This is a genomic window from Pseudomonas sp. GW821-FHT10C09 (assembly GCF_059415465.1).
Genome location: NZ_JBWKNG010000015.1, coordinates 1 through 21,161 on the forward strand (window position 1 = coordinate 1; position 21,161 = coordinate 21,161).

The 21,161-nt window shown below is 61.9% G+C and carries 18 protein-coding genes; 3 read left to right on the forward strand and 15 right to left on the reverse strand.

Features of this window, described 5'->3' with window-relative positions; genetic code table 11:
* Positions 1 to 239: 239 nt before the first annotated feature.
* The 15 genes from AC07N8_RS16775 to AC07N8_RS16845 form a co-directional block, all read right to left on the reverse strand.
* Complete coding sequence (locus AC07N8_RS16775) at positions 240 to 1,820, reverse strand: aldehyde dehydrogenase (NADP(+)) (RefSeq protein ID WP_493144865.1); 1,581 nt, start codon at positions 1,818 to 1,820, stop codon at positions 240 to 242.
* 119 nt (positions 1,821 to 1,939) lie between these two features.
* Positions 1,940 to 3,337 (reverse strand): fosfomycin efflux MFS transporter AbaF, encoded by a 1,398-nt coding sequence (gene abaF / locus AC07N8_RS16780; protein ID WP_493144867.1) that lies wholly within the window; start codon positions 3,335 to 3,337, stop codon positions 1,940 to 1,942.
* A gap of 70 nt (positions 3,338 to 3,407) precedes the next feature.
* Positions 3,408 to 4,325 (reverse strand): dihydrodipicolinate synthase family protein, encoded by a 918-nt coding sequence (locus AC07N8_RS16785; protein ID WP_483843232.1) that lies wholly within the window; start codon positions 4,323 to 4,325, stop codon positions 3,408 to 3,410.
* A gap of 118 nt (positions 4,326 to 4,443) precedes the next feature.
* Positions 4,444 to 5,472: a trans-3-hydroxy-L-proline dehydratase gene (locus AC07N8_RS16790; protein ID WP_493144870.1), complete on the reverse strand. Its 1,029-nt coding sequence runs from the start codon at positions 5,470 to 5,472 to the stop codon at positions 4,444 to 4,446.
* Positions 5,473 to 5,588: 116 nt separating this feature from the next.
* Positions 5,589 to 6,311, reverse strand: coding sequence for an amino acid ABC transporter ATP-binding protein (locus AC07N8_RS16795; RefSeq protein ID WP_027924791.1), 723 nt, complete (start codon positions 6,309 to 6,311; stop codon positions 5,589 to 5,591).
* A complete protein-coding gene (locus AC07N8_RS16800; RefSeq protein ID WP_027924790.1) occupies positions 6,304 to 6,954 on the reverse strand; it encodes an amino acid ABC transporter permease in 651 nt (216 codons plus the stop codon). The genes AC07N8_RS16795 and AC07N8_RS16800 overlap by 8 nt, the downstream gene beginning before the upstream one ends.
* 10 nt (positions 6,955 to 6,964) lie before the next feature.
* On the reverse strand, positions 6,965 to 7,630 hold the full coding sequence (locus tag AC07N8_RS16805; protein WP_027924789.1) for an amino acid ABC transporter permease: 666 nt from the start codon (positions 7,628 to 7,630) through the stop codon (positions 6,965 to 6,967).
* Positions 7,623 to 9,398: a cis-3-hydroxy-L-proline dehydratase gene (gene lhpI, locus AC07N8_RS16810; protein ID WP_493144873.1), complete on the reverse strand. Its 1,776-nt coding sequence runs from the start codon at positions 9,396 to 9,398 to the stop codon at positions 7,623 to 7,625. Before lhpI ends, AC07N8_RS16805 begins: the two co-directional genes overlap by 8 nt.
* 10 nt (positions 9,399 to 9,408) lie before the next feature.
* The gene (locus tag AC07N8_RS16815; protein WP_483843234.1) at positions 9,409 to 10,227 is read right to left on the reverse strand and encodes an ABC transporter substrate-binding protein; all 819 of its coding nucleotides are present in this window, start codon (positions 10,225 to 10,227) and stop codon (positions 9,409 to 9,411) included.
* Positions 10,228 to 10,459: 232 nt separating this feature from the next.
* On the reverse strand, positions 10,460 to 11,209 hold the full coding sequence (locus tag AC07N8_RS16820; protein WP_493144877.1) for a PAS domain-containing protein: 750 nt from the start codon (positions 11,207 to 11,209) through the stop codon (positions 10,460 to 10,462).
* Between the two features lie 89 nt (positions 11,210 to 11,298).
* Positions 11,299 to 12,555 (reverse strand): FAD-dependent oxidoreductase, encoded by a 1,257-nt coding sequence (locus AC07N8_RS16825; protein ID WP_493144879.1) that lies wholly within the window; start codon positions 12,553 to 12,555, stop codon positions 11,299 to 11,301.
* A complete protein-coding gene (locus AC07N8_RS16830) occupies positions 12,552 to 12,788 on the reverse strand; it encodes a (2Fe-2S)-binding protein (protein ID WP_493144881.1) in 237 nt (78 codons plus the stop codon). The genes AC07N8_RS16825 and AC07N8_RS16830 overlap by 4 nt, the downstream gene beginning before the upstream one ends.
* Positions 12,781 to 13,896 carry an NAD(P)/FAD-dependent oxidoreductase gene (locus tag AC07N8_RS16835; protein ID WP_493144883.1) on the reverse strand — a complete coding sequence of 372 codons (1,116 nt, stop codon included), beginning with the start codon at positions 13,894 to 13,896 and terminating at the stop codon, positions 12,781 to 12,783. Before AC07N8_RS16835 ends, AC07N8_RS16830 begins: the two co-directional genes overlap by 8 nt.
* Positions 13,893 to 14,825: a 4-hydroxyproline epimerase gene (locus AC07N8_RS16840; protein ID WP_483843239.1), complete on the reverse strand. Its 933-nt coding sequence runs from the start codon at positions 14,823 to 14,825 to the stop codon at positions 13,893 to 13,895. Before AC07N8_RS16840 ends, AC07N8_RS16835 begins: the two co-directional genes overlap by 4 nt.
* Before the next feature lie 114 nt (positions 14,826 to 14,939).
* The gene (locus AC07N8_RS16845; protein ID WP_027924781.1) at positions 14,940 to 15,611 is read right to left on the reverse strand and encodes a GntR family transcriptional regulator; all 672 of its coding nucleotides are present in this window, start codon (positions 15,609 to 15,611) and stop codon (positions 14,940 to 14,942) included.
* A 425-nt stretch (positions 15,612 to 16,036) separates the two neighbouring features.
* On the opposite strand from AC07N8_RS16845, the gene AC07N8_RS16850 reads away from it, so the two are divergent.
* From AC07N8_RS16850 to AC07N8_RS16860, 3 genes are all read left to right on the forward strand, one after another.
* Positions 16,037 to 16,396, forward strand: a complete 360-nt coding sequence (locus tag AC07N8_RS16850) for a DUF6124 family protein (protein ID WP_483843240.1) — start codon at positions 16,037 to 16,039, stop codon at positions 16,394 to 16,396.
* 203 nt (positions 16,397 to 16,599) lie between these two features.
* A complete protein-coding gene (locus AC07N8_RS16855) occupies positions 16,600 to 17,034 on the forward strand; it encodes a GFA family protein (RefSeq protein ID WP_483843241.1) in 435 nt (144 codons plus the stop codon).
* A 213-nt stretch (positions 17,035 to 17,247) separates the two neighbouring features.
* Positions 17,248 to 21,075 carry an autotransporter outer membrane beta-barrel domain-containing protein gene (locus AC07N8_RS16860; protein WP_493144886.1) on the forward strand — a complete coding sequence of 1,276 codons (3,828 nt, stop codon included), beginning with the start codon at positions 17,248 to 17,250 and terminating at the stop codon, positions 21,073 to 21,075.
* Positions 21,076 to 21,161: the final 86 nt, after the last annotated feature.

Genomic DNA, 21,161 nt, shown 5'->3' on the forward strand with positions numbered 1-21,161 from the left:
CTGCTGAACGGGCAGAGCGAATACCAATCGAAAACCAGTTGAGGGCTTCCCCTCAACCATAGAATCTCCCACAGTTAGTCCAGGTCGTACACAAGTATTGTTCCCGGCAACAATCCAGTGTGGGAGCGAGCCTGCTCGCGAAGGGGACGGTACATTCAACATTTCTGTTGGCTGACATTCCGCTATCGTCGGAACGCCGCCCGGAGCAGGCTCACTCCTATAGGATTTTTGGGTGTCTGTTAGATTGGATTTCGGTGGTTGATGCCGTCGACCAGCCGGGCAATACCCAGTGGGTTGGCGTTTTTCAGTGGGTCGGGCAGCAGCGCCTCCGGGCAGTTCTGGTAACACACCGGGCGCAGGAAACGGTCGATGGCCAGGCTGCCGACCGAGGTGCCACGGGCATCGGAGGTGGCCGGGTAGGGGCCGCCATGCACCATCGCATCACACACTTCGACACCCGTGGGGTAGCCGTTGAACAGCACCCGGCCGACCTTTTGTTCCAGCAGTGCCAGCAACTCTGCGTGTTCATGCAGGTCCTGCGGTTCGCCAATCAGGGTGGCGGTGAGTTGACCGTGCAAGCTGTTCAGCGCCTGGCGCAGTTCGGCTGTGTCGGCCACTTCGACGATGAGGGTGGTCGGCCCGAAAACTTCTTCCTGTAGCAACGGATCACCTTCGAGCAACAGACTCACGTCAGCCTTGAACAGATGCGTACGCGCCTGATTGCCGTGTTGTTCATGGCTGGTCAGGTGGGTCACGCCCGGGTGGCTGAGCAACGCCTGCACACCTTTTCCGTAGCTGCGCAGCGTGCCGGCGTTGAGCATGGTTTGTGCCGGTTGTTCAGCCAGCCGCGCAGTCAGGGTTTCGGTGAAGGCACTGAATTGCACGGAGCGCACACCGATGACCAATCCCGGATTGGTGCAGAACTGGCCGCAGCCGAGCACGACAGAGGCGGCCAGTTCATTGGCGATTTTCTCGCCGCGAACGTGAAGGGCTTCGGGCAACACCACGACCGGATTGATGCTGCTCATTTCGGCAAACACCGGAATCGGCTGGGCGCGTGCAGCAGCCATGTCACACAACGCCCGGCCACCTTTGAGCGAACCGGTGAAGCCGACGGCCTGGATCGCCGGATGCTTGACCAGGGCTTCACCCACACCCGCGCCGTAGATCATGTTGAACACACCCTTGGGCATATCAGTCTGCTCGGCCGCGCGGATGATTGCATCGGCCACCTGTTCGGCGGTCGCCATATGCCCACTGTGGGCCTTGAACACCACCGGGCACCCGGCGGCCAGGGCTGCTGCGGTATCGCCGCCCGCCGTGGAGAATGCCAACGGAAAGTTGCTCGCACCGAACACGGCCACGGGTCCGACACCGATTCGATACTGACGCAGATCGCTGCGTGGCAGCGGTTGCCGGTCAGGCAATGCGCGGTCGATGCGTGCAGCATAAAAATCACCGCGACGCAGGACCTGGGCGAACAGGCGCATCTGGCCGCTGGTGCGAGCGCGTTCACCCTGTATGCGTGCGCTCGGCAATGCGGTTTCGCGGGTGACCAAGGCGACGAATTCGTCATCCAGGGCATCCAGTTGTGCGGCGATGGCTTCCAGAAAATCCGCACGGCGTGCTGCTGGCATCGTGCGAAAGGTCGGGAATGCTGCGGCAGCGGCCTCAGCGGCGGCATGCACTTCGCCTTCGGTGGCTTGCACGAAAGCGTAGGGCAACGCCTCGCCAGTGCTGGCGTCATGACTGTGCAACATGAGGCTGCCGGCGGCGCTGCGCGTGCCGCCAATGTAGTTGTGACCAAGGATCCGGGGCATGAAAACTCCTGTCAGGCAAAAGGTAATACATCCCTCTGTAGGAGCGAGGCTTGCCCGCGATGGAGGTTCGAATGACACACCGCCATCGCAGGCAAGCCACGCTCCTACAGGTTTTGGGCTCACGCCAGCGAATCGCCTCGACGCGGGGTCGCGGGGGCGGCGTTATCCAGTGAGGCAATGCTCGCCGCAGACTCGGCATCCACCGCGTGCAACGACTTGCCGCGGGTTTCCCGGGTCAGCCCCACGGCAACGACCGAGATCAGCGAAGCACCGACCAGGTACCAGGCGATGGGCGTCGAGCTGTGGTACTTGTTGAGCAGCGTGATCGCGATCAGCGGTGCGAGGGAACCGGCGAAAATCGGCGCCACCTGGTAGCACAGCGAGAGGGCGGTGTAGCGCACGTGCGTGGGGAACATTTCGGCCATCAGCGCCGAGTACGGTGCGTAGGTCATCGACTCGATGGCCAGGCCCAGGGTAATGGCCGCCATGATCAGCCAGTTGTTGCCGGTGTCCATCATCGGGAAGCCGACGAACCCCCAAAATGCCGTGAGCACCGCGCCGACCAGATACACCGGTTTGCGCCCGACGATGTCGGACAGATAGCCCATCAACGGGATCATGAAAAAGTGCAGCAAGTGAGCACCGAACATCAGAAACAGAATCTCTGAAGTGTCCTTGTGCACCACCAACTTGAGGTAGGTAATCGAGAACGTCACCACGGTGTAGTAGAGAATGTTTTCGGCAAAGCGCGCGCCGATGCCCACCAACACCGAACGCCAATGGTGACGCAGCACTTCGACCACGCCCAATTGTTGTTGCTTGGTTTGCGCCTGACGCGCCTGGGCTTCCTTGAAGATCGGTGCGTCATCGACGCTGGTGCGAATCCAGTAGCCGATCAACACCACCACTGCCGAGAACCAGAACGCCACGCGCCAGCCCCAGGCGAGAAATTGTTGCTCCGACAGGTTCGACGACAACAGCAGCAGGGCGACGGTCGCCACCAGATTTCCGGCCGGCACACCCGCTTGCGGCCAACTGGCCCAGAAGCCCCGGCGATTGTCCGGGCAATGTTCGGACACCAGCAAAATCGCGCCGCCCCATTCACCGCCAAAGGCGAACCCCTGGATCAGCCGCAACAGCACCAGCAATACCGGCGCCGCGTAACCGATCTGGTCGAATCCGGGCAGGCAGCCCATCAGGAACGTGGTGATGCCGACCACCACCAGGCTCAATTGCAGCAAGCGCTTGCGGCCGAATTTGTCACCGTAGTGACCGAACACCAGGCCACCCAGCGGTCGAGCGAGAAAGCCCACGGCGTACAGCGCGAACGCGGCGATGATGCCGTCGACGGGGCTGTCGGTCTGGCGAAAGAACAGTTGGCCGAAGACTAACGCCGAGGCCGTACCGTAGAGAAAGAATTCATACCACTCCGCGACGGTACCGGCCATGGCGGCGGCCACGACGCGCTTGAGTCCGGAGGGTGTGGTTGCGCGTTGAGTGTGTTGATGATTGGGCATGCTGACGTTTCCTGTAGAGGCGCGAAAACAGGCAGCCGGGCCGGGCCTCCAAGGCCCGCCCGGCACTCACTCAGAGACCGACGTCCGGCAGGTGCGGACGGTTCGCCAGGGCCTTGGCCATGATCTGTTCGACGAACAGGCGATCCGCTTCCGGCAGGGCCAGGCGTGGCGGACGGGTCAGCGCGCTGCCGCGACCGGCGATGGCTTCGCACAGCTTGATGCACTGCACCAGGTCGGCACGGGCATCCAGGTGCAGGATCGGCATCAGCCATTCGTAGATCGGCATGGCTTCGGCAAAACGCCCGGCCTTGGCCAGGCGGAAGATGGTTTCGCCTTCTTTCGGGAACACGTTGGACATGCCCGAGACCCAGCCTTCGGCGCCCACGGCGATGCTTTCCAGCACCACGTCATCGAGGCCGGCGAACAGCACAAAGCGGTCGCCGACTTCATTGCGCACGTCGATGAATCGGCGGGTGTCGCCGGAGGAATCCTTGAAGCACACCACGTTGTCGCAGTCAGCCAGGGAAATCAGGATGTCCGGGGTGACATCGTTTTTGTAGATCGGCGGGTTGTTGTAGACCATCAATGGCACGTCGGCATGCTTGGCCACGTAGCGATAGTGCTCGGCGGTTTCAAACGGCTTGGAGCTGTAGACCAGCGCCGGCATCAGCATCACGCCATCGACGCCCACCTTGCGCACGGCGTTGGCCACTTTGGCCGCTTGCACGCTGGTGAATTCGGCCACGCCACAAATCACCGGCACCCGGCCGCGAGACGCATCGACAGCGACTTCGGTGACAGCGATTTTTTCTTCGGCGGTCAACGAAGTGTTTTCACCGACCGAACCGCATACCACCAGACCCGACACACCATCGCGGATCACGTTGGAAATCACCTGATGGGTCTTGTCCAGGTTGATGGTGAAGTCATCGTTGAATTGAGTGGTCACCGCGGGGAAGACGCCACTCCAGTTAATACGCTTGCTCATTTGTTGCCTCCGGGTCGTTAATTGTATTTCGTATACGATATTTAAAATGAAAAGATTCGGCCAGTGCTATTTCGGATATTTCAGGGAATTTTGTAGCCGTTGGTCTGGGTGTTCGGGATTAAGCACCCGGCCAGGTATCGGACAGGCGATAGCCCTGTGGCCATGGATCGCTCGGATCGAGCAGCAATTGGTGAGTGCCGGTGATCCAGGCCCGTCCGGAAATGCACGGGTAGATGGCAGCGCGGCCGGCCACTTCGGTCAGCGAATCAATGCGGCAGTGGAACTCGGAGCCGATGATCGAACGGCCGATAAAACGCTCGCCGACCTGCATCAAGCCCTTCGCGTGCATCACGGCCATGCGCGCCGAGCAGCCGGTGCCGGTAGGGGATCGGTCGATTTTGCCGGGTTGAATCACCACCGCGTTGGCGCCGGTGGCGATGCCATTCTCGTAGACGATGGGCGCGGCGATCTGACAGAAGGAAATGTGCGACCACTCCGGGTTCAGCGGATGCACGAAGCCCAATTGTTCGTTGGCGGCGCGGGTGATTTTCAGCCCGACCGCCACCAGATCGGCGGCCTCGTCCGGGCGGATGGAAAAGCCCAGGCCCTTGGCGTCGGCAATCACGAAACTGTCGCCACCGTATGCCGTATCGACCTTCAATGAACCGATGCCCTCGACTTCAATCCAGGCATCCAGGCGGTCGGCGAAGGACGGCACGTTCTTGATTTCCACCCGTTCAACCTTGCCGTCACGGCAATCGGCGACGGCCTCGATCAGACCGCCGGGGGCTTCCAGCACCAGCCGGGTTTGCGGCTCGGTCATCGGCAGGATGCCACTGTCGAGCAACACCGTGGCCACGCACAGTGAGTTGGAACCGGACATCGGTGGCGTGTCCGCCGGCTCCATGATGATCCAGGCCATCTGCGCCCGCGGGTCCTTGGCCGGTACCAACAAGTTGACGTGGCGAAACACGCCACCGCGCGGTTCGTTGAGCACGAAATTGCGCAGGGTGTCGTCCTTGGCGATCCAGCGTGACTGTTCCCACACGGTGGCGCCGGGTGGCGGGGCGACACCGCCGACGATCACGTCACCGACTTCGCCTTCGGCGTGGCAGCTGACGACGTGGATTACTTTTGATGAGCGCATGGTTTATTCCTTGTTTTGTCTGTGCGGGCCTCTTCGCGAGCAGGCTCGCTCCCACAGTGATTTGCGTACACCACCAAACCCTGTGGGAGCGAGCCTGCTCGCGAAAGGGCCATCCGCTATTTCACTGATTTGAGAAACGCCGCAGTCTCCGCATGCACCGGATTCCCGATCACTTGATCCGGCGACCCAATCTCATGCACCAACCCATTACGAAAGAACGCCACCCGGTCGGACACATCGCGGGCAAAGCGGATCTCGTGGGTCACCAGCACCATGGTCATGCCGTCCTCTGCGAGCATGCGCATGGTGTCCAGCACCTCGCCCACCAGTTGCGGGTCGAGGGCGGACGTGGCTTCGTCGAACAGCATGTAGTCCGGCGACATCGCCAGGGCGCGGGCGATGGCCATGCGTTGCTGTTGACCGCCGGAGAGCTTGCCGGGGAAGGTCTTGAGCTTGTCGCCCAGACCGACGTGGGTCAGTTGTTGCACCGCCAGTTCCTCGGCTTCGGCCTTGCTTTTGCCCAGCACCTTGCGCGGGGCCAACATGACGTTTTCCAGGACCGTCAGGTGCGGAAAGGCATTCCATTGCTGGAACACGATGCCAATCTTCTGCCGCAGACGGTTGAGGTCGGTGGCGCTGTCATGCACCTCGACTCCGTCGACGCGAATGTTGCCTTTCTGGATCGGCTCCAGCCCGTTGATACACATCAGAAGCGTGGACTTGCCAGAGCCGGAGCCGCCGATGATCGACACCACTTCACCCTTGTTCACGGTCAGGTTCACGCCCTTGACCACTTCGAGGTTGCCGAACGATTTGTGTACGTTATCGATCTCAATCATTTTCCTGCCACCTTCTTTCCAGACGAGCGCCGAGGCGTGCAACCACCAGGCTCATGACGTAGTAGATAAGGCCCGCGATGCACAGCACCAGCAACGGTTCCTGGATGCGGGTGACGATGGTTTGTGAAGCGCGCAGCAGCTCGACGATGCCGATCCACATCACCAGCGCGGTGTCTTTCATCACCCCGAGCACCAGGTTCAGCCAGCCAGGGAAGGCGACGCGCGTGGCCATCGGCAGGACGATCCAGCGCAGGTCCTGCAAGAAACTCAGGCCCAGTGAACGGCTGGCCCGGCGTACCGTGAACGGCACCGCCAACACGCCGCCGCGCACGATCTCGGTGAAGTACGCAGCGGTGTACACACCGAGCACGATGCAGCCGACGCTGAAGGCGCTGATGTTCAGGCCGACGATGCTTTTGAGTGAGTTGAACAGCACGAACTGGATCAACAACGGCACGCTGCGAAACACGTCCAACACCCAGGCCAGCGGCAAACTGGCCCGTGGCAACAAGGCCCGGAGCAAGCCAAACAGCAGCCCGGCGATGGAGCCGAGAATGATCGACCAGAACGTCAATTGCAGCGTGACCCAGGCGCCATTGAGCAGGAACATCAGGTCATTCGAGGAAAAACCGGTGGCAAACATGGACAGCTCCTCAGTAACGGAACAACCGCCAGGCCATCAGCCGGGCCGTCGCGACGATCGTCTTGGCAATCGCGTAATACAGCACCGCCGCAATCGCGAAGTACTCGAAGGTGCGGAACGTTTTGACGTTGTAGTCCTGGGTCACCCCGGTCAGGTCATTGTTCAGCCCGACGATCACCCCCAGCGACGTCATCAGCACCGCCCAGACCATTTGGTTGGTCAGCGGGTAGAAGACGATGCGCAGCAACTGCGGGACGATGATCATGCGGTAGGTCTGAAAGGCGCTCATGCCCAGTGACCGCGCGGCACGCACCTGGGTTTGGGGCACAGCCTTGAGCCCGCCGCGAAAGTTTTCCGCGAGGTAGCCGGCGTTGTTGAACGTGATCCCGGCCAGCAGCGCGAGCCACGAGCTGACGTGCATCCCGAGCGAGCCGAGGCCGAAGTACAGGATGTAAATCTGGAACAGCGACGGCGTGTTGCGGGCAATCGACACCCAGCCGTTGCCGATGCCGCGCAGCAGCGGCTGTTTGCTTTCGCGCATGACCGTCAGGGCCAGTGCGATCAGGACGCCGAAGATCATCGACAGGGCCGCGGTCTCGAACGTGACCACGGCGCCGGCGAGCATGTCCGGCAAGGCGCGCAGGGCAGAGCGCCATTGGAAGGTGTAGTCAAACATGCGCAGGGCTCTCCAGTTGGGCGGCGGGTTGCAGCCAGGCCGGCAGACGTCCGCTGGCGATGGCGTTGCACGCGGTATCGACACACTCGGCAAGGCTGGCGAAATGCACCTTGCGGCCCACCAGGCCCGGTGCGTAGTGGGCGTATTTGCCGGAGTTGGTCATCAGCGTGGTGGCGGCGGGTGGAATTACTGGCTCGCCGAGCATGCACCAGCAGGTGTCGGTGACCAGCGTGGCGCCGAAGGCCTCGATCACCGCGATATGCCCGGCCTCGCGCGCCTGCTCCAGCACTGCACGGCCGCAGGTGATGGCGAGTACGACGCTCGGGTGTTTGTGCCGACCCCGGCACAGCTTCGCCAGATGCGCGAATTCGCTGAGGGAAAAATGCGGGTTGCCCAGCGACACCACATCCACGCGGTGATCGCGGGCACTGTTAAGCTCGCGCCAACTCACCAGCAGGTCTTTCAGACGGATTTTTTCCACGGGTAGTTCGACATTCGGTTCCACCACATTGGCCGGATCAATCGCTTCCGGTGTGACCCCGGCGATATGAAACAGCGGCGCCGCCGAAGTGGTGGCAAACGCGGCGCCGAACGCTTTGAGATCGTCCAGGGTCGGCTTGCGATTTTCCAGGCCCAGCACCAGCGGCACGCGGCTGCCGGCCAGCGTGCCGATGTGATAACCGAGCAACGGGTAGAACGCGTCGTCCAGTTCACCGAGTGCCAGCAACTCGATCTGCAACCGGGCCTTGCGTTGCGCGTCCAGGTGGCAGCCGATCAGCGGGGCTCGGCCAGTGAGGGCGATGCAGATGTCGAGGTAGTCCGGGTACTTCAGGGTGCGGGCGCCGAGCACGCTGTTGGCGTAGACCACGGCATTGGATTCGGCCCAGACAATCTGCTCGCCGGCCTTGGGCGCACTGTCGAGCAGGTAGGGCGCGCAGGTGTAGCTCAGTTGTGCGCCCATCGCCATATAAGCATCGCCCAAGGCGCTGGCCGGCTCGCCGAGGGCCGGGTCGATGCCCAATTCGCGCCAGCGACGCTGGTCCACGGAAATCGAATTGAGGGTGGTCGGCACCCGCACTTTGGCCCCCCATTCCACCAACTGCTGGGCAAAGCGCAGGCTTGCAGGTCCGGTGTAGATGCAGCCATCAATGTGCGCCTGGGTGACATCCACCAGGCTTCGCGCCCCTTGCAGCTCGGCCATGCGCAGCACGATGTGCATGGCCATTTGCGCGGCTTGACCGTGCTGGCCGTCGAGCAGTGCCTGATCAAACCCGGTGAGTTCAATTGAAGCGCGGCTGTCGGTGGGCACGGGTTTGTCGAGTGCCTGCCAGGCATCGCCGGGCAGGTTTTCGAACAGGTTCAGCGTGTCGCCATCCACTCTGGCGAAAGCGTGATCGCGCAACGTCGCGAAGGCCTCCCGGCCGATGCAGAGCACCGGCAGGGAACGGGTAAAAATGGTCTGCGCGACCAGCACGCCCAGGGTCAGGATCTCATCCGGCTCGGCCAGCACCAGTGCCGCCGGTGCATGGCCGTTGCTGATCAGTTCCATCAACACGCTGCTGCCGGTGCACGAACCGCGTCCGCTGGGAATCGCCAGCACACACCCCGACAGGAATTCGCCGCTGAGCGGGTGGTGGCGATCGATGACCTCGCCACTGGCGGAATCAACGCCGCCCCAGAAACTCAACCCGACATCGGCGAACAACAGGGCACCTTGAGCGGCGCCCGCGACCAGGCTACGACCGGTCAGAGAAACAGACCCAGGCATGCCGGACACCTTAGTAGTAGACCTGTGGCACGGTCAGGTTGGCCGGCGAGATATCGGTGCCGACCCATTTGACGAACAGCTCTTTGTAGCGACCGGTACGCACCTGTTGGTTGACGAACAGGTTGAGGTAGTTGAGCAGGCCATACTCGCTGCGCTTGGCGCCGAGAGATACGTAGTCGATCACGTACGGCGCGTTGCCGGCGACTTTGAGGTTTTTGTATTTCCCCGATTTGAGGGTGGCGGCAGCGACGGTGTTGGTGACCACGGTGGCGTCGATGTGCCCCTGGGCGACGGCCAGCAACGTGTCGTTCTGCGACTGGTAGGCGCGGAAGCTGCCGGTGCCCCAATTCTTCACGTCTTTCTCAAGGGCAATGGCCTCATAGGTGCCGCTGGTGTTACCCACGGGTTTGCCCTTGAGGTCGTCGAAGCCATTGATGCCGGTATCGTCGCGGGTCAGCACCACCATCTGGAAGGCGAAGTAGGGCACGGTCAGCCCGACAGTCTTGGCCCGTTCGAGGGTGTCGGAGGTGGAGGCGACAATCACGTCGGCCCGCCCGGAGACCAGCGCCGGAATGCGGTCCGGGAACGGCGTCTCGACCACTTCAGCCTCGACCCCAAGGATCTTCGCCAGGTCGCGGCAATAGTCCACATCGAAACCGGCCGGGTTGTTACCGGCATCGCGGAAACCCATCGGTGGGAAGTCCAGGGTCACGGCGCAGCGCAGCTTGCCCGAACCGATGATGTCGTCGAGCTTGTCCGCCTGGGCGCTGGCGACAAAGGAGGTACTGAGAACAGCGCTGAGGGCTACGGCAAATGCGGGGTTTTTCATAGAGGCCTCGTTCGTGTGAAGTGCTGTTGAAATATCGTATTGAGGATTTCGTATACGATATTAACAATAGCAATCAACGTGCCGATTTCCAGTCAGCACCGTGAATTTAGCGTCAGCCCTTGAAGTAGAAGGTTTGCCGTGGCGCGACACCGCGCCGGCGACCTGCGTGCCGGTGTTACAGATGGGAGCAATGGTGGTGCGGGCGCCCCTTTAGGGAACACCGGTGACGGGTTTAACGCTGATTATCGCGGTACTGACTCGGCGACAAACTGGTCAGTGCACGGAACTGCCGACTGAACGCACTGTGGTCGGTGTAACCGCAGCGCAGGGCGATTTCGGTGATGGGCAGGTCGGTGCTCAACAGCAGGCGCGAACCTTCTTCCAGGCGCGCCTTGTGAATCATCTGCCGCGGTGTGAGCTGGAACACCCGTTTGCAGTGACGCTCCAGTTGCGCGACGGAATAGCCGCCAATCGCCGTCAATTCAGAGAGGCTGATGGGCCGCGCAAAGTGGCTACGGATATGCGCATCCACGGCGGCGAGCTTCAGGTACGCCGGGTGAGTGGACTGCGGCGTTGGCAAATCCCGGGAGATGCCGGCGAGGCCGACGATGTGACCCTGTTCGTCGTGAAGGGCCAGTTTGTGGGTCAGGCACCAGATCGGCTGGTTGCCGAAATACAGGTGCAGTTCCAGTTGGTCGGTGAGCATCCGGCCGCTGGATAACACCCGTCGATCCTGCTCGGTGTACAGCGGCCCGAAGTTTTCCGGGAACACCCTGTCGGCGGTGAGCCCGAGCAATTGATCGCTGTGTTTAAAACCGCAACGCCGCGCCAGCGTCTGGTTGACGAAGGCGTAACGGGCGTCGCGATCCTTGATGAAAAACACCACGTCCGACAGGGTATCGAGCAGCGGCGCGATCGGCTGAAGATTGCTTAACAGCGTCGGCAGGTCGCAGGGTTTGAAGGTGGTGAGTGAGGGGTACATAGCGCTGGGAGGTCCGAGGGCGACCTGCGGATCATAGAGGCTCGGCCTCACGACCGAAACCCCAATGACCGAAACCCCAGCCATGCTCATCACGCGGGCGGCGTGTCGTCCAGGCACATCAACGTCTCGATCCGCGCCGGGCTGTACGGTGGGCGCGACGCCGAGGGTTGCCAGCCAAACAAGTGCTCAACCGCTGCGCCGCACACACGCCCCTGACAGGCGCCCATGCCACAACGGCTGGCGAGCTTGGCCGAGCGCCAGTCGCTGTGTTCGCTCAGCGCGGCGTAGGGCACGTCTTCACAGCGACAGACCAGGGTGTCGGGGCGGGCCAGGGACTTCAGTCGCGGGTCGAGGGCGAAGGCCTGATTCAGTGCGTTGGCGAAACCCTGCCAGCGTGCCCGGCGTGGCCACCATTCGCGGGCTTGTTCAACTTCACCCACGGCGCTGTGCCCGGCAATCGCACCTTCGGCCAGGGCCAATTCGCTGCCGCCGAATCCGGTGCATTCGCCCGCCGCGTAATGATCGGCGCGGTTACTGGCCTGCCAAACATCCACCGCCAACGCTTGCCCTTCAATGGCGTAACCCAATGCCTGACCCAATTGGATGTTCGGGATCAGACCGAACCCACAGGCCAGTCGATCACATTCCAGCTCGACGATTTTGCCTTGCTGTTGCAGGCGCACGCCTTCGAGTCGGTCGGAGCCAAACGCAGCCAGCACATGTGTGCCTGCCCGATAATGCCGGTTGAACAGGCTGAACGATTGCAGCCATTTCGCCGGCCAGCGCGGCAGTTGCGCAGCGAAACCGGCGACCGAGGTTAACGAAGCTTGCTCGGCGATGCGCAGCACCGATGCGCCGTGTTTTGTGGCGGTCGCCGCACTGGCCAATAACAGGGGCCCGCTTCCGGCGATCACCACGCGTTCATCGCGCACAGACAGTCCGGATTTGATAAGTGCCTGCAAACCCCCGGCCCCGGTCACCCCAGGCAGCGTCCAGCCGGGAAAGGGCAGCAGCAACTCGCGGGCACCGGTGCACAGGATCAATTTGTCATAGCTGATCAACCAGCCGTTTTCGTCGTCTTCGACCAGCAGTTGCTTCGGGCCCGGATTGGCGATCACTCGCGTGCCGCTGTGATGGCGGATATTGCCGTGGGACTGCAAGCGTTCGCGTAGCTGACGGGCCTGAGCGGGGAGGTTGGCTTGAGGGCCGTCGCGCCAGATTTGCCCGCCCGCCAACGGGTTGTCGTCGAGCATGACAATGCGTGCGCCACTGGGGGCCGCGGCCAGTGCGGCGGCCATACCGGCGGGGCCGGCACCGATGATCAACAGGTCGGCGTATTCGTTCATGGCTGTGTCTCCACCTGCATGCCGTCACGGCAAAGGGTCTGGCAGGCGAGGCGTCGGCGACCGTCGATGGTCACCCGGCATTCCTGGCAAATGCCCATGCCGCACAGCGGTGCGCGGCGTTGTCCGCTGACCGAGGTGCGGCTGCAACCGTTGCCGCCCAGCGCCAGGGCGGCGGCGACGCTGGTGCCGTCGGCGACCTTCAGGGCCTGTCCGTCGAGCATCAATTCAGGCATACACAGGTTCTCCGAGGAAACGCTGGGGCAGATAGGGTCGCGCGGCCAGTGGCGGGGTTTCGTTGAACAGTTGCGCGACCAGCAAATCCGCGGTGCCGGGCGCAGTAGTTACCCCCAGTCCTTCATGCCCGACCGCCAGCCACAAGCCCTGACGTTGCGGGTGCTGACCCACCAGCGGCAAACCGTCAGGGCTGGCGGCACGAAACCCGGTCCACGCGCGAATGCCATTCAGTTGGGCCAACCCCGGCATGTAGCCGGCCGCACGCTTGAGCATCTTCGCGAGCATCCAGCCTTCGACCTCCGGGTCGGTCGTGCCGAATTGCCGCGAGGCGCCGATGAACAATTGCCCGGTCGGACGCGGTTGAATATTGCAGGCCACCGACGGGCCTTTGGCGTTGTGGGCGCTGGTGACGTAACCCAGTTCCACCAGCGTGTGAGTGACCGTGGCGGGGTAGCGGTCGGTGATCAGCAAGTGGCCTTTTTTCGGCTCGATGGGCAACTCGGGGCACAGTTGATTGGCCTGAGTGCCGTTGGCCAGCACTACCGCGTCAGCACTCAACCAGTGGCCGTCATCGAGGCGTACCCGATGGCCATCGACTTCCGCGACGTGGGCCCGGCGCTGTCGGATGTTCGCTGTTTCGAGCATCCAGTTGGCCGTGGCGGGCGCGTACAGAATGCCGTCACCCTTGATCAGCAGTCCGCCTTCAAGCCCCTCGGCCAGCTCTGGCTCTCGCTGGCGCAAGGCACTGGCACCGATCAGTTCGCAGGCGATTCCCTGAGCTTGCAGGTTCAGATATTTGCTCTGGGCCACCGCCATTTCCTCGGCGTTGGCGGCGAGCCAGAGCGTACCGTTGTTGCGGTAAGCGCAGCCGTCAGGCAAATCCGGCCCGAACTCGCGCCAGCGTTGCAGGGAGTAATCACTCAGGGCCAGTTCGGCCGGGTTGTCGTCGAGCACCAGCAAATGGCCCATGCCCGCCGCCGTCGCGTTGTGCAGGCCGGCGTCGAGCACCAGCACCTGCAGACCGCGACGCGCCAGCGCCTGGGCGCACGCCGCGCCGATGATGCCGGCGCCGATAACGATTACATCGGCCACACGCCCCTCAATCATGGGCGAATGCCCCAGGCGAACGGGTCGTCCTGTTCGATGATCAGCCGCGCTTCGGCACTGATAAACGCGCGGCCGCGAATGGTCGGGATGATGCGCTCACCTTGCCATTCGAAGGAGCCTTCGAATTCGCTGCCAATCACACTGGCCTGACGCCAGATCTGCCCTGGCTGCAATTTGTCGTCCGCCGCCATGCACGCCAGTTTGGCGCTGGTGCCGGTGCCGCACGGTGAACGGTCGTAGGCTTTGCCGGGGCAGAGTACGAAGTTGCGGCTGTCGGCGTGGTCGTCATCGGCGAACAGTTCGACATGATCGATCAGGCCACCGTCTTCACCGCGAATACCCTGGGTGTCCAGCGCTTGCTGCACCGCGTAGGTGTAGGCGGTCAGCGTCTCAAGGTTGTCACCGGCTACCCGCAGGCCGTGATCGGCGATCAGGAAAAACCAGTTTCCGCCCCAGGCGACATCACCGGTCACCTGACCGATCCCCGGCACCTGCAATGTCAGGTCCTTGCGATAACGATAAGCGGGAACATTACGCACGCTGACCGAATGATCCTCATGCAGGGTGGCCTGGACCGTGCCCACCGGCGTCTCGATGCTGTGCACGCCAGGCCCGATCTTGCCCATGTGCGCGAGCGACGCCACCAGGCCAATCGTGCCGTGGCCGCACATGCCCAGGTAACCGCTGTTGTTGAAAAAAATCACCCCGGCACAGGCGCTCGGGTCAACCGGTTCGCAGAGCAGGGCACCCACCAACACATCACTGCCGCGTGGTTCGAGCACACATGCCGCACGCCATTGGTCATGCTCTTCAGCGAGGATTTTGCGCCGTTCAGCCATGCTGCCGCGGCCCAGATCAGGAAAACCGGCGGTCACCAGACGCGTCGGTTCGCCGCCGGTGTGGGAGTCGATGACGGAGATGCTTTTCATGGGAGGGCCACGTCCATTCGGTTGAGTGAACGCTAGAGTGGCCCGTGCGGTTGGGTGTCGGCTTGATGGATTTAACCGGTGCCGATGACGAAATCGGCACAGTGTACGCAGCGATCAGTGTGCGTGGGGCAGGTGCTCGAAGAGGGTTTTGCAGACCCCGGCAATGTGCTCGTCCAGCAGCTTCACCGCCAGGTCTACATCCCCGGCACGGCAGGCCGCGAGGATCTCGCGGTGTTCGTGATCGGCGCGCTCCTTGCCGGCGGACAGGCTCATCTGCATGCGCAGGTAGCGCTCCAGTTTGTCGTTGACCGAACGAATCAGACTCACCAGAAATGGCCGCTGCGCCGGCTCATACAGGCAGGAATGCAACTCCCAGTTGAGCTCGGCCCAGCGCCCGACGTCGTCTTCGCCGATGAACTCCTGGCAGATACGCTCGGCACGGGCGAAGGTCTCTTCGGTCATGTTGGGAATGGCCAGGCGCAACACCTTGTCTTCCAGAAGCATGCGCACTTCGAACATCTGCGCCAGTTCCGCATCGGAAATCCGCGTGACCATCGCCCCGCGATTGCGCTGGAACATCACCAGCCCTTCGGCCTCCAGCCGCTTGAGCGCCTCGCGCACCGGGATTTTGCTGACGTTGAACTGTCGGGCAATGTCGTCCTGGCGAATCGGTTCATCCTCGGCAAAATGCCCGGCGACGATCGCATCCCGCAGATGGCGGGTGATGATTTCCGAGGTCGAAGGCGTATTGCCAAGGTCGGGAGCGTTGAGTTTGGGTAGGTTCACGTCGGCAGATCGTTTGGAGTGAGGTAGGGCTAGGGTATACGAAATCCTTTGGCTGATCGCTCGTTTAAACAAGAAAAATCGTCTGCGTTTAAATGACGCTTTCCGTTACTACCCGGAGGCTACAACGCCTTGCGCCATCGCCTACGGGTAAGACAGAATCGGCCGGCTTGTTTGCTTTAACCCTAGCCTCTATCGTTTTCCTGCCACTGCCCATCAGTGGCCGGGTTTAGTCGCCCGGGGTTAAAAGTAAGGTGCATTAGCTCTGTCAGTCTGGCATTCCCATGCCTGCACTTGATGGCGGTTGTGCGCAGGGCGCCTTTGGGCGCGCCGGCTTTGCTAGCTTCCCCGGTCGACTAACCTGCGTACAGCTGCCTCCCTCTCGTTTAGTCGCAAGAGGGTTGGCGCCCAATTAGAGAAGCGAGCATATGTTCAAAGTAACGCCCAACCCACCGGACACCGATCCAGTGTCCCCGTACGAACCCGATTCAAAAAAACTCAACGAAGCCGCCGAACGCGCCCTCGAGTTCCACTTCCCGTCGAACGCCGATATCAAAGCCAAGCCGCGAACCCGCAGCACCCTGTTTTCCGTGGACCCGCAAGCCAGCGCCGAAACCCTGGGCGTATTTTTGGTCGAAACCCTGGCCTCGATCGACGTGATGGTCCATCACTTGGTGGATCATCTGGAAGGGGAGGCACGCTACGCCTTGCTGGGCATCTCAAACAGCATCATGGTGGCCGAGATCACGGCAAACGGCGTGCTGGATAAAATAGAACCGCCTGTCTAAACGCAGCCCTGTAGCGAGAGAGCTGTTGTGGCGAGGGGGCTTGTCGGAACGCCGCATCGCCCCGCTGGGTCGCGCAGCGGCCCCAAAAAATGGGCCTGCTGCGCAGTCCAGCGGGAGCAAGCTCCCTCGCCACAGGGGGGTGTTCTGTCTAATGGAATCACCGCTTGAAAACACCGATGAATCGATCTTCAAAGGAGATACACATGACATCAGGACAATGTCTTTGCGGCACCGTACGCTTTTCCCTGGCCGTCGAACCACGATTCTTCTACCGCTGCCATTGCACCCTGTGCCGCAAGCAAACCGGGGTCGGCCATAACCTCGCCACACTGGTCAACGCGCGCGACTTTCAATGGGAAGTAGGACACGACGCGATCACCCGTTGGCGCAAACCCAGCGGTTACAGAAATGACTTCTGCTCGCACTGCGGCTCGACCGTGCCCAACCCTCTACGCGAAACGCCTTACTTCTGGATTCCGCTTGGACTTCTCGATGGCGAATTGAACATGGAGTGTATTGGAGATTTCTGCACCGAAGACGCCATGTCATGGGATGAACATCGCTCGGAAAAAAGTCATCCCGCCGCCCCGGATTCACTTGGGTTTCTTCTGGATGAGCTTCAGGTCAACGATGATTGATTCTGCGCTCGGTCGGCATAGGGATTAGCCGATTATTGCCTGTCAGGAAGTTCTCCAGTCGACCTACACCTCATGAAGGCCTTCATCAGGTGGTCACTGCTTTCCATTTTTCCCAATCTGCGAATTACGAACTAAGGTCTATAGCTGTAATCGCCAAGCCATAACTACTTGGCTGGAAAAGTATCCGGTGAGAGTTAAAACACGGAGGTTTTGATGAAAAGCGCTCGCGACCATTTTCGGGTCGGGTTTGCCCCGCATTTCAAACGTAGCGCCTTGTTGGTTGCTATGGCCAATGTCCTGACACTGGCGGATGCTCAGGCCGCGTGTGGGCCGCTAGCCGCCGGTGCTTACAATGTATCTGATGCCTGTACGCCTGCTGCCGGTGTCGATGCGTCGATCACTACTCAATCGGGCACGACCATCACAACCACTGCCGGCTCCTCGGTACTCAGTCGAGGCAACAATGCCAATTCAACGGTGATCCTCAGTGGCACCACCATCAACAGCACGCCGCCGACGGCTGCAAACGCCGTGTTCTCGAATGTGATCGGTGCCGGCGCAGGCAGTGCCGTGCTGACCGTCGATGGCGGCACCAACACGGTCAACATTGGCGGCAGCGGGCTTGATGCGCTGGCGATCACCCATGCCAGCAGTGGGCTGTCGACGTTTTCGGTGACCTCGGGCACCACGCTGAACATCCTCAACACCGTGGTGGGCAACGAACACGACGGGATCGATGTGAGTGCCAATGGCGGCGGCGGGATCAATGTCACGCATGATGGCAACGGCCAGATCACCTTGCTCGGCGGCAACGGCATCTGGACCAAAGCCACCGGCAGCGGCGACACCAGCGTCAGCGTCGGTGCCGGGGTCAGCATCCTGGTCAACAACGACGATGCGCTGTCCGCCGGCCTGCCGATCATCGACGATACTTTGCCGACCGCCGGCATCGGCAACCACGCCGGCGTCCACACCCGCGCGGTCAATGGCAACACCACTCTGGTGAACGCCGCGACGGTCCAGGCCATAGGCATGAACGCCTTCGGCCTCTTCACCGAAGGCGGCGCCGGCAATACCCGGTTGAGCAACAGCGGGACGATCAGCACCAGTGGCCTCAACGGGTTTGGTATTCGTTCCTTTTCCTCCGTTGGCAGCATCGACATCGTCAACAACGGCGCGATCACCACCACTGGCGGCGCCGCGCACGGTATCTATGCCAACGATAACGTCGGAGCCACGGGCTCGATCAGCATCGAGAACAATGCTGCCATCAATGTCGGCGACGCGGCCAACCCTGCCGGCTCGCGGGCGATCTACATCATCAAGCGCGGCACCGGGGATGCGACGGTCACCGGCAGCGGCAATCTCACCGTGCTCGGCGGGCTGAACACCACGCGCGCCTACGGCATCATCGTCAGCTCCGAAAACAACAATGTGCTTATCGACTACTCCGGCAATATCTTCGCCAGCGGTTTTGGCGCGGGTGGTATTCGGGTCGACTCGACGGGCGGCAATGTCCGGGTCGACTATTCCGGCAACCGTATCGAAACGCTCCACAGCAATGCCAACGGGATTTATGCCTCGACCCAATCACCGACTGGCACCGTGGACGTCAACGCCGGCGGCACGATCATCACGCACTCGAATGCCGGGTCGGGCGACGGCAGTGGCATCGGCTCCTTTGGCATACAGGCACTGACTTTGGGTGGGAATGTGGGTGTTGCGTTCACCGGTCCGCTGATTGACGTCAATGGCCAGGGCGCGGCGATTCTGGCGGGCAATGCGTTCAACTCCGGCACCGGGACAGGCACCCTGAACGTCAGCAACAGCGGTCAACTGATCGCTCGCGGCGATCAGCAGCGCGGCATCCGCACCTTGTCCGTCAGTGGCCAGCAGACCCTCGTCAACACCGGGTCGATCCAGACGCTCGGTGCCAGCAACAGTCAGGGGATTCTCGCTGAAGCATCCGGCCCGGCCAGTCTTTCGGTCAGCAACAGCGGCGCGATTAGCACCAGAGGCACGGGGTCGTCGGCGATCGATGCATTGACCGTGGGCGGCGCGGTCAGCGTCAACAACAGCGCGACCCTTCAAGGTGGTCGGGCAGACAGCAGCGGCGTGATCCTTGGCGGTGCCACCCAGACGTTGAACAACTCGGGTGTGATCGGCGCGCTCAGCGATTCCGCGGTGCGTGCGGATGCGACCACGCCCGGGACGAATTTCACCCTCAATAACACGGGGCAGATGACCGGCTCGGTCAACGCCGTCAGTGCCGCCAGTACCGTCAGCAACAGCGGCACCTGGATCTTGCGCAGTTTCGCCGACAGCACCGGCAGCGGCACCCGGGATACCTGGGGCGTTGCCACCAGCAACCTCGGGTCGTCGGGCAGCAACAACATCGACAACAACGGCGTGATTCGTCTGGCGACGCAGCCGGCCACAGGCATCACCGGTTTCAGTGCCAGCGGTGCCTATCTGCCACTGGGCCAAACGGCTAACACGCCGACGCTGGGCGGTCCGGTGCAGGGGCAGATACTCGGCGTGAACCGCTTCACCCACAGCGGCACCCTGGACCTTGCGGCCGGCAGCAACACCGTGGGCAATGTCCTGCTGATCAGCGGCGCGACCACCGCCGGCACCGATGGCGGCGGCGTGTTCGTGTCCAATGGCGGCAGCCTGCTGCTCAACACCACGCTCAACGGCGGTGGCGCCAACAGTCGCTCCGACATGCTCGTGGTGGACTCGACCACGACCGGCAGCGGCGGTGCCACGGGTGTCGCTGTGCGCAATATTGGCGGGCTGGGTGAACTGACCGAGGGCAACGGCATTGCGGTGGTTGAGTTGCTGAACAAATCAGACGGCGCGAGCGACCCGAATGCCTTCCGCCTGGCCCGCCGTGCGGTGGCCGGGCCGTATGAATATCGTCTGCAACAAGGCGCCGATGATGGCAGCGCCAAGGACACCTGGTTCCTGCGTTCGGACGCCCTGGTGCCGGATGAACCCCCTGGTCCTGATCCCGATCCAACCCCTGCGCATGTGCCCAACTTCCGTCCGGAAGTCTCCCTGTATGGCGCAGTTCCGGCGCTGGCGCTGGTCTACGGCAGGACCATGGTCGACACCCTGCACGAGCGGGTCGGCGAAGAGCGCCTCAATGCCGGCGATCCATTGCCCAAGGAGGACGAGTCCACTCTGGCCCCGTCCATGGGTTGGGGAAGGGTGATCTACCGCAGCGGCAAACAGGATGGTGATGGCAAAAACGCCTTGGGCAACACGCCCGAGTACAACTACGACCTGACCGCCTTTCAGGTCGGCACCGACCTCTACCGCAAGGTCAGAACCGATGGCAGTCATGAACAGGCCGGTATATCGCTGTCGGCCGGCACCATCGACGCCGGCGTCAGCCACTACACCCGCCGTCCCGCCGGTGACGACACCTTGCGCGCTTATGGCGTGGGCGCGTACTGGACGCACTTCGGCCCGTCGGGCTGGTATCTGGACGGCGTGTTGCAGGTCAACCACTTCGACATCGAGGCCAAGCCCAACGACCTGGACAAACTGAAAACCCGGGGCTGGGGGTACACCGCCTCGCTGGAAAACGGCTATCCGTACGAGTTCGACAAAGACTGGTACGTCGAACCGCAGTTGCAAGCGATCTACAGCTACGTTGATCTGGACAGCAGCGATGACGTCGGCGCCAACATTCGTTTCAAAGACGTGGATTCGCTGATCGGCCGGCTCGGCGTACGCATCGCCAAGGATTGGGATACCGAGGGTGTCGATAAGAGTGAACGACGCACCAACGCGTGGGTTCGCCCGAGTGTCTGGCATGAGTTCAAAGGACAACCGAAGACCGAGTTTTCCTCCGAGTCGGGTTACGTCCCGTTCGAGGCAGACATTCAGGGCACGTGGGGTGAGGTGAATCTGGGGGTGGATTACCAGGCCAACCGACGCACCACGTTCACCGCCTCGGCGGGTTATCGCCAGGGGTTCGACGGTGATAGCCATGGGTATGACGCGATGCTTGGGTTCAAAATCAACTTCTAAAATCAGGGCGGCAATCTGCGCGATTGAGGATCTGCCGCCAATCCTTCCCTCCGAACGTTCCTTCGAACGTTACGCCATTTAACGAT

What these genes read in the sequence shown, in the direction of transcription:
- AC07N8_RS16775 (WP_493144865.1), bottom strand. Translation starts at nt 1,820, where the DNA reads ATGCCCCGGATCCTTGGTCACAACTACATTGGCGGCACGCGCAGCGCC.
- abaF (WP_493144867.1), bottom strand. Translation starts at nt 3,337, where the DNA reads ATGCCCAATCATCAACACACTCAACGCGCAACCACACCCTCCGGACTC.
- AC07N8_RS16785 (WP_483843232.1), bottom strand. Translation starts at nt 4,325, where the DNA reads ATGAGCAAGCGTATTAACTGGAGTGGCGTCTTCCCCGCGGTGACCACT.
- AC07N8_RS16790 (WP_493144870.1), bottom strand. Translation starts at nt 5,472, where the DNA reads ATGCGCTCATCAAAAGTAATCCACGTCGTCAGCTGCCACGCCGAAGGC.
- AC07N8_RS16795 (WP_027924791.1), bottom strand. Translation starts at nt 6,311, where the DNA reads ATGATTGAGATCGATAACGTACACAAATCGTTCGGCAACCTCGAAGTG.
- AC07N8_RS16800 (WP_027924790.1), bottom strand. Translation starts at nt 6,954, where the DNA reads ATGTTTGCCACCGGTTTTTCCTCGAATGACCTGATGTTCCTGCTCAAT.
- AC07N8_RS16805 (WP_027924789.1), bottom strand. Translation starts at nt 7,630, where the DNA reads ATGTTTGACTACACCTTCCAATGGCGCTCTGCCCTGCGCGCCTTGCCG.
- lhpI (WP_493144873.1), bottom strand. Translation starts at nt 9,398, where the DNA reads ATGCCTGGGTCTGTTTCTCTGACCGGTCGTAGCCTGGTCGCGGGCGCC.
- AC07N8_RS16815 (WP_483843234.1), bottom strand. Translation starts at nt 10,227, where the DNA reads ATGAAAAACCCCGCATTTGCCGTAGCCCTCAGCGCTGTTCTCAGTACC.
- AC07N8_RS16820 (WP_493144877.1), bottom strand. Translation starts at nt 11,209, where the DNA reads ATGTACCCCTCACTCACCACCTTCAAACCCTGCGACCTGCCGACGCTG.
- AC07N8_RS16825 (WP_493144879.1), bottom strand. Translation starts at nt 12,555, where the DNA reads ATGAACGAATACGCCGACCTGTTGATCATCGGTGCCGGCCCCGCCGGT.
- AC07N8_RS16830 (WP_493144881.1), bottom strand. Translation starts at nt 12,788, where the DNA reads ATGCCTGAATTGATGCTCGACGGACAGGCCCTGAAGGTCGCCGACGGC.
- AC07N8_RS16835 (WP_493144883.1), bottom strand. Translation starts at nt 13,896, where the DNA reads ATGATTGAGGGGCGTGTGGCCGATGTAATCGTTATCGGCGCCGGCATC.
- AC07N8_RS16840 (WP_483843239.1), bottom strand. Translation starts at nt 14,825, where the DNA reads ATGAAAAGCATCTCCGTCATCGACTCCCACACCGGCGGCGAACCGACG.
- AC07N8_RS16850 (WP_483843240.1), top strand. Translation starts at nt 16,037, where the DNA reads ATGTTCAAAGTAACGCCCAACCCACCGGACACCGATCCAGTGTCCCCG.
- AC07N8_RS16855 (WP_483843241.1), top strand. Translation starts at nt 16,600, where the DNA reads ATGACATCAGGACAATGTCTTTGCGGCACCGTACGCTTTTCCCTGGCC.
- AC07N8_RS16860 (WP_493144886.1), top strand. Translation starts at nt 17,248, where the DNA reads ATGAAAAGCGCTCGCGACCATTTTCGGGTCGGGTTTGCCCCGCATTTC.